General features: G+C 59.7%; 5 protein-coding genes. 3 read left to right on the top strand and 2 right to left on the bottom strand.

Annotated features, from left to right (window positions below; genetic code table 11):
* The 3 genes from EOB59_RS00890 to EOB59_RS00880 form a co-directional block, all read left to right on the top strand.
* Positions 1-1,425 (top strand): OmpA family protein (locus tag EOB59_RS00890; RefSeq protein ID WP_164895540.1); only part of this gene is annotated, 1,425 nt, incomplete at its 5' end.
* A gap of 13 nt (positions 1,426-1,438) precedes the next feature.
* On the top strand, positions 1,439-1,933 hold the full coding sequence (locus tag EOB59_RS00885; RefSeq protein ID WP_128287413.1) for a Rab family GTPase: 495 nt from the start codon (positions 1,439-1,441) through the stop codon (positions 1,931-1,933).
* A gap of 3 nt (positions 1,934-1,936) precedes the next feature.
* Complete coding sequence (locus EOB59_RS00880; RefSeq protein ID WP_127811232.1) at positions 1,937-3,007, top strand: adenylate/guanylate cyclase domain-containing protein; 1,071 nt, start codon at positions 1,937-1,939, stop codon at positions 3,005-3,007.
* Positions 3,008-3,084: 77 nt separating this feature from the next.
* Here EOB59_RS00880 and EOB59_RS00875 read toward each other — a convergent pair whose 3' ends face one another.
* Positions 3,085-3,765, bottom strand: a complete 681-nt coding sequence (locus EOB59_RS00875; protein WP_127380484.1) for a redoxin domain-containing protein — start codon at positions 3,763-3,765, stop codon at positions 3,085-3,087.
* 19 nt (positions 3,766-3,784) lie between these two features.
* A complete protein-coding gene (locus EOB59_RS00870) occupies positions 3,785-7,081 on the bottom strand; it encodes an adenylate/guanylate cyclase domain-containing protein (RefSeq protein ID WP_128287412.1) in 3,297 nt (1,098 codons plus the stop codon).
* Positions 7,082-7,280: the final 199 nt, after the last annotated feature.

Below are 7,280 nucleotides of genomic sequence, written 5' to 3'. Positions count from 1 at the left end.
CAGTGGCAATTCTATCAGAGCCTTGAACCGGAGTTCGTGCTGAAGCGGCTGAAGGCGTCGCTGTATCCACCAGATACAGTACGACTCTCGATCGTCAATAATCGCATCGTTGCCGAGGGTGAGGCCCCCGACACCTGGATAGATCGGGCGCGTGCAGCGGCCCGACAGCTTTCGGCAGGCGGACCGGAATTCGACATCTCCAAGGTTCGTGACGTAAGCCCCGAAGTACTCGAGGCGGAGCGCTGGCAGGCCTACGTGTCGCGACTGGAGGCACAGCCGGGCATCATCGTTGCACAACAAAAAATACGCGATGGCAGATTCTATATTGCCGGCCTGAGAGACCCGCTTGCCGACGACCCGCAGTCGCTGTTGTCTGGAACGCAGGTCGATCCCGCCCGGGTCCATTCACAGTGGCAATTCTATCAGAGCCTTGAGCCGGAGTTCGTGTTGAAACGGCTGACGGCGTCGCTGTATCCACCAGATACAGTACGACTTTCGATCGTCAATAATCGCATCATTGCCGAGGGCGAAGCTCCCGACACCTGGATAGATCGGGCGCGCGCAGCGGCCCGACAGCTTTCGGCAGGCGGACCGGAATTCGACATTTCCAAGGTTCGTGATGTCAGTCCCGAAGCACGCGCGGCGGAGCACTGGCAGTATTATGTGTCGCGACTTGAGGCCCAACCGGGAATTATCGTCGCCCAACAATCGACCAGGGGTGGACATTTCTATATTTCCGGCCTGCGAGACCCGCTTGCCGCCGACCCGCAAGCTCTGCTGTCCGGAACGGAGGTCGATCCTGCCCGCGTTCATTCACAGTGGCAATTCTACCAGAGCCTTGATCCGAAGTTTGTGGTGAAGCGGCTGACGGCGTCGCTGACGCCGCCGAAATCGGTCCGACTTTCGATCATCCAGGGTCGCATCGTTGTCGTGGGCGAGGCTCCTGCCGCCTGGATCAACCGGGCGCAGGCCGCCGCTGAACAACTTTCGGCGGACGGAGTGGTTCTGGATGTCTCGCAGCTGCGTGAACTGGACCTTGCAGAGCTCAATCATTTGAGAGAGGCCATCCAGACGACCGATATTTTCTTCTCTTCCGGCAAAGTTGTGCCGGGACCAGAGCAGACGCCGGTTCTCGACAGATTGGCGGATCAAATAAAGGAATTCGCCCAAAATGCCCGCAAGTCGGGCGTAACTGCGCGGTTCATGTTGACCGGCCATTCGGACACCACGGGCCGTGAGACGGCCAACGCGTCGATCAGCGCCGCCCGCGCCGAGACAGTTCGTGCGCTTCTCAACAAGCGCGGCGTCGCCCCGGAACTGCTGCTGGTTCGGGGCGCGGGTACCTTTGAACCGGCGGTGCCTGAAAATAGTCAGGCTGGTAGCTCCACCAATCGCCGGGTTTCCGTTACGGTAAACCTGGACTAGGGCGGAGCCCAAGATGTTGCAAAAAAAGATCTGTATGCTGGGCGGGTTCTCTGTCGGAAAGACGAGCCTGGTTCGCAGGTTTGTGAAAAGCATCTTTTCAGAAACCTACTTGACCACGGTGGGAGTGAAGATCGACAAAAAGAGTGTCGAACTCCCGGACAAAACAGTGGATCTGATTTTATGGGATTTGGCCGGCGAAGATGATATCGGCTCATTCCGCGTCAGCCATGTGCGAGGTGCGACAGGCCTCGTGCTTGTCGTCGATGGAACCCGCGCCGCTACCCTTACCGCCGCGCTCACGCTGCGCGAGCGGGTCGAGGCTGAATTCGGTGCTATGCCGTTCGTATTGCTTTTCAACAAATCTGATCTGGCCGATCGGTGGGTAATACCGGATAGAGAAATCGACGAACTGAGGCAACGCGGATGGCAGGTCTATCTGACAAGTGCGCTCTCGGGTGAGCATGTCGATGATGCGTTTCTTAAACTCGCTTCGATGGTCACCAAATAGACCATGCAAAGATTGCCAAGAGAGATCGGAAACTGGATTTACGATTTCTTCTACAACGAGCGTGCTATTGCGTATGTGAAAATTGACGCCCAGCTGCGGACAGCGGCGAAGGGCGGTAACGTTAAACATTACGGGCTCTCATCCCTTCGCATCGGTAAGCCTGTTGCCGATCAGCTTGAATTCATGGAAGGTTTGCTGCCTTGCCCGGAGCTTCCATTTCATATGCCTATGGTCGAACTGCCCAGCGGGCGTGTCGCGGACCTTCATCTTTTTGCTGATGATGACTGCGTGTGGCTGCTCTTTCTTGATGCCACTGCCGAACGCGACAACAAGCAGCGGCTTCAACAGAAGGCTTATGAAATGACTCTTCTGCAAGAGAGGGAGCGCCAACTCAACGAGAAGTTACATTCGGCCAATGAGGCGTTGAGGAAGAGTCAGGAGGGATTGTCGCGTGAATACCAGCGCGCCGAATCCCTGCTCCTCAACATTCTTCCGGCGTCGATCGCGGAGCGGTTGAAAGCGCACAAGAAAATTGCAGACAACCACGCAGAGGTGAGTGTGCTTTTTGCCGATATCGTCGGTTTTACGGAAAGAGCGCGCAGCGTCGGAGCGGTGACGACGCTCGCTATCTTGAATTACTTCTTCAAGGCGGCGGATCGGCTCTCGGAACGGCACGGCTGCGAAAAGATCAAGACAATCGGCGATTGTGTGATGGTGGTCGCGGGCCTGCCCACCGCGCGATCCGATCATGCACAAGCCCTCGCGCACTACGCAGTTGAACTGCGCAAGGCGGTCAAACGCGAGAGCTTCGCAGGAGAACCGATAAGACTGAGAATTGGAATTCACTCGGGACCGATCGTCGCTGGCGTCATAGGCAAAAGACGGTTCGCCTATGACTTGTGGGGCGAGACCGTTAATCTCGCCTCGCGTATTCAAACGTCCGCGGAGCCCAGTGAAATCCGTATTTCCGATGCAACGCGCCAACTGCTGGGACCAAAATTTGCTTGTGATCCACTTGAGGAAACGGAATTGCGTGGTGCAGGTCGTGTACGAATGTGGCGGCTCCCAGCCTGATTGTCGCTTGCCGGCGCTGGAGCGCACTGCATCTCAAGCCGCAAATTATTAACGTGAAGATTTGATCAAACGGGACCTCATTGGGCGACTTGCGACACAGCTGACATCAGTTCCTTCGGGTTGGGCGCCCCAAACATGTATCGCCCCCCCTCCGGAACCTCCGTGAAACTCCAGCGGACAATTCCCTGCCTGTCCAGCAGGAATTGACCGACCAATTGTCCGTGTCCTGTTGCGATCATCTGTTCGTCGGCTTCGGTCACTTCGTAAGGGTCCTTCCTATCGAGGATTTCGCTCGCTGCAAAAGGATCCATGGGACCGGGCAACTCGCCTGGTATGTCGACCCGCATATCCTTTGCTGCTGCCATCGAGACCTTGTACGGCCAGTTCGTCTCGTTTTGGGTGAATTCGAGATTGGGTAGTCCAAAAGCACGATGTGAAGCGCGTTCAGGGTCGGAGGCCGCAAGCAGGTTCGGCATCGGGTGGTAGCGGAAATAGAGACGCGCTCGTTCGATCGGCGTGTTGACCACCGTCAGGCTCTCCACGCCCCTTTCACGCAGCTCCGGATCAAGCCGCGCCTGGGCGGCGATGTGGCGCCGGCAGAAGGCACAATGCAGACCTCGAAACAGGCCGACCAGCACTGGTTTTTGCCCGCGAAAGTCATCGAGCGCGATCTTGCCTTCCTGGGTAATGGCGTCAAGCACCAGGTTCGGCGCACGGTCGCCCGGTTGAAGCGGTACCAAGTCACTAGGCGCGGACATTTCCAACCCCTAACCCCGGCTAGTCGAGAAAAGGCAGCACCACAAGCGCTTCCGGGTCGAGCCCGTGCTGGGCGCATATACCCTGCGCCAGGGAAAAGTAGCGTTCGGCCTCGGCCAGATTGTCGAGGTCCAGATTAAGCGTTGCGAGACCATCATAGCACGGAAAGAGCAGTTGGGGCTCGCCCATTTCGCGGGCGACGTCCAGTGCTTCGTGGAACAGGCCAACCGCCAGTTCAGGACGGCCATTGCACTGGTGGATCTGCCCAAGCACGATCAACGGCACCGGCAGGTGCTCGCGCTGGTCGAGCGCCCGGTCGATCTCGATAGCCTTCTCGGCGGCAGGCACGCCCTCCGTTGGACAGCGATCCGTGAAAGTACAACAAGCGACCGCCAGATTGGCGAGGAGGCGGGCCTGGAAACCCAGATCACCAATATGGCGCGCCACGTCCAGACCGCGCCGACAGACCTCCATCGCCTTTGCCGGATCGATAGTCGTGTAAAGCACGCCGAGATTGGTGTAGCCGCGGCAGGCCGCACCCAGCAGACCGGCGGCTTCGGCCAATTCAATGCTGCGCTCGACCTGGCCAACGGCTTCACGGTTTCGTCCGAGGCGAGCCAGCGCAACAGCCTTGGTATTAAGTGCCTCGGCGGTCACAAGAGTGGCATCGCGTCCTACGTCGGAAACATGCTCCGTCGTCAAAGTGCGTACGCAATCCAGCGCCGCGTCCGCCCATTTTGCCGCGAGGGAGTGATCTCCGCTCCGGAACGCCTGTCGGCCACGTTCTTGCCAGAGATGCGCCTGCTCGATCGGGGCATCCGCTCCATCGAGGAGCGCTGCCGCTTCAGCATAGCGGGATTCTGCGTTGTCCCGCTTGCCGACGTCCCAGAGCAGCCGACCGACCTTACGCAAAACGCGCGCCGAAGCGACACGATCTGCCGACTGGCGGTATGCCAGCAACACCGCCTCGTAGTGGTGGTGCGCGACCTGGCGGCGGCCTGCCGGGCCGCTCAGATCGGCAATGCGCTCTGCAATTGCCAGCTTGAGCGGTGTTTGCCCGATCGCACCCAATGCGGTCAGTGCTCGCTCATAGAAACGAAGGGCGTCATCGTTGGCGTATATCATGCGAGCGCGATCACCCGCCGCCTGCAGGCAATGCGCGCCCCTTTCCCGCTCGGCGCTCTGTGCGAAATGATGACCGAGCACCGCCAAATCCTCGAGCCGTTCCGGCTTGTCGCCGTACAGTTGCTCCAAGGCAGCACCGACCCGCCCGTGGATGTCGGTCCGGCGTTGCAGGAGCAGATTCTGGTAGATCACGTCCTGCAGCAATGTTTGCGTAAAGCGGTAGCTTTGCGACGAGCCCGAGCCAGATCCGGCAACTTCCTCGATGATTTCCGCATCGCAAAGCAGTTCGCAGCCGGCTTCTAGCCGGCCGGGGTCGGATGTAACGGTTTTCAGAAGGGTGGCATCGAAGCGCGGGCCAATTACCGCGGCTTCCTGGGCCAACCGGCGCACCTCTTGGGGCAACCGGTCGACCCGAGCAAGCAACATTGCCTGGATCGTGGCGGGAATGCCGGTTGCGACTTCGCCTGCCACAGTCCGCCATCGCTGGCCCTCGCGCATCAATACACCGCGATCGATAAGGCCGCGAACGATCTCCTCTAAAAAAAGCGGGTTGCCGCCCGAGCGCTCGAGGATCTGGCCGAGAAGCCCTCCTGCGGAGTTTACCCAGCTCTCGCCGAAAAGCGCCGCCAGCAGACTGCGTCCGTCATCATTGTTGAGCGGCGAAAGCCTGAGCGCCGTGTGACTGACCCGATTTGAATCGAGTTGGTCGTTGTCCGGCGCTGGACGATGCGTGACCAGCAACATCAACCGTGTGCGTTCCAACCTGTCCATCACGAAACGCAGTGCCTCAAGTGACACGGCGTCGGCCCAGTGCAGGTCTTCCACGACAATCAACAGCGGCGACAACGCAAGCCGCCGTTCGATGATTGTGCGGACTGCGTAAAGAATTTGCCGCCGCAGCTGCTCGGGCTCGACATGCTGCAAGGTGGCATCGGGGTCGCCAAGGCCAAGCACATGGTAAAGCAAAGGCATCAGTCGCTTTGCCTCTTCGCCCTGCAGGCCGAGATCGGTAAGCAAGGCTGCGAGCTTCCCCCGTATTTCATCCCCATTGTCGTTCTGCATCATCCCCGCAGCGCTGCGCACAACTGCGTCCAAGGCGCCAAATGATTGTTCGCCCAGCGGTGAGCACGCGGCCTGCCGCACGGCGACGTTGCGAAAACGATCCTCGTCGCCGACGCGGGCGACGAACTCCTTCACCAGCCGCGACTTCCCGATACCGGCTTCTCCGACGAGGCGGACAAGTTGGGCCGAGCCGCCGCACGCCTGGTCAAGGCTCGCCAACATTCTATGAAGCTCCGCACCGCGACCAATCATCGGCGCGCTGAGGCCGAGCGCCTCGAGCCCACGTGCTGCACGCGGGGCCGCAAGCGGTGCATCCAGTCGATGGACGAGCACGCTGCCGGCCTTGCCGCGAAGCACGACATCGCCCAGCGACTCGTAAGAAAAGGCATGCCGGGTCAGCCTGTGAGTGAGTTCGCCTACCAGCACCTCACCCGGTGCGGCCAGCGATTGCAGGCGCTGCGCCGTATTCACGGTGTCGCCGGTCACCGAATAGGATTTGGCGGTGCCGATGCCCAATCCGCCAGTAACCACCGGACCGGTGTTTATGCCGATGTGGAGTAACAGAGGCGAGCCGGAGTGGGGGGTGCCTTCACCGAGCCGCGCCGTCCGGGCGATCATGTCGAGAGCGGCGCAAAGCGCACGTTCCGGGTCGTCTTCATGCGCCACCGGCGCACCGAACAAAGCGAGCAGCGCATCGCCGATGAATTTGTCGACGAAACCGCCAAAGTTCCGCACGGCCGCCGTCAATTCCTTGAACAGCGCGTTCTGCAGAGCTTGCATCACCTCGGGGTCGAGTTGTTCGCTGAGTGTCGTGAAGCCGCAAAGGTCGGCGAACAGGACCGTTACCGTCCGGCGATCGGCGTCAGAGACGGGATGCAGCCCATAGCTTTCGATGTTCGTAGGCAGCGACAGGATTCGAGAAGGCGGCACGATGGTCCCGCTTGGTTTCGGAACAGACCGTTCGGCGGCTTTTGCGGACGCACCAAGGCTTGCCCCACATTTCGGACAGAACTCGAAATCAGGTGCGCAGGGGTAGCCGCAGCTGGCGCATGGCACAGGCTGGCGCCTGCCACACTTCGGACAGAAGGCGTAACCGCCCTCAATCTCGAAACCGCAGCCCGAGCAGTCCATGGAAACCTCACCCGAGCATGATGCCGAAAAGTGTGAAGCGGTTTTCGGACCACATCCTGCTCTGTCTCTTTGACCTAGAGATGGATTCAGATTTCAGGTCGATTCGGCCTGCAATCATCCGGCTCTTGGGGCCATGACTCGTGATCTCGCCACGCCCTTCACGGCCAGGGTATTCACAATGATGAACCGATAGCCGTCA

This window comes from Mesorhizobium sp. M7A.F.Ca.MR.176.00.0.0 (assembly GCF_004023165.1).
GTDB lineage: Bacteria > Pseudomonadota > Alphaproteobacteria > Rhizobiales > Rhizobiaceae > Mesorhizobium.
Note: the sequence above shows the minus strand (reverse complement) of the source record. Positions and strands in the feature narration are given on the sequence as shown.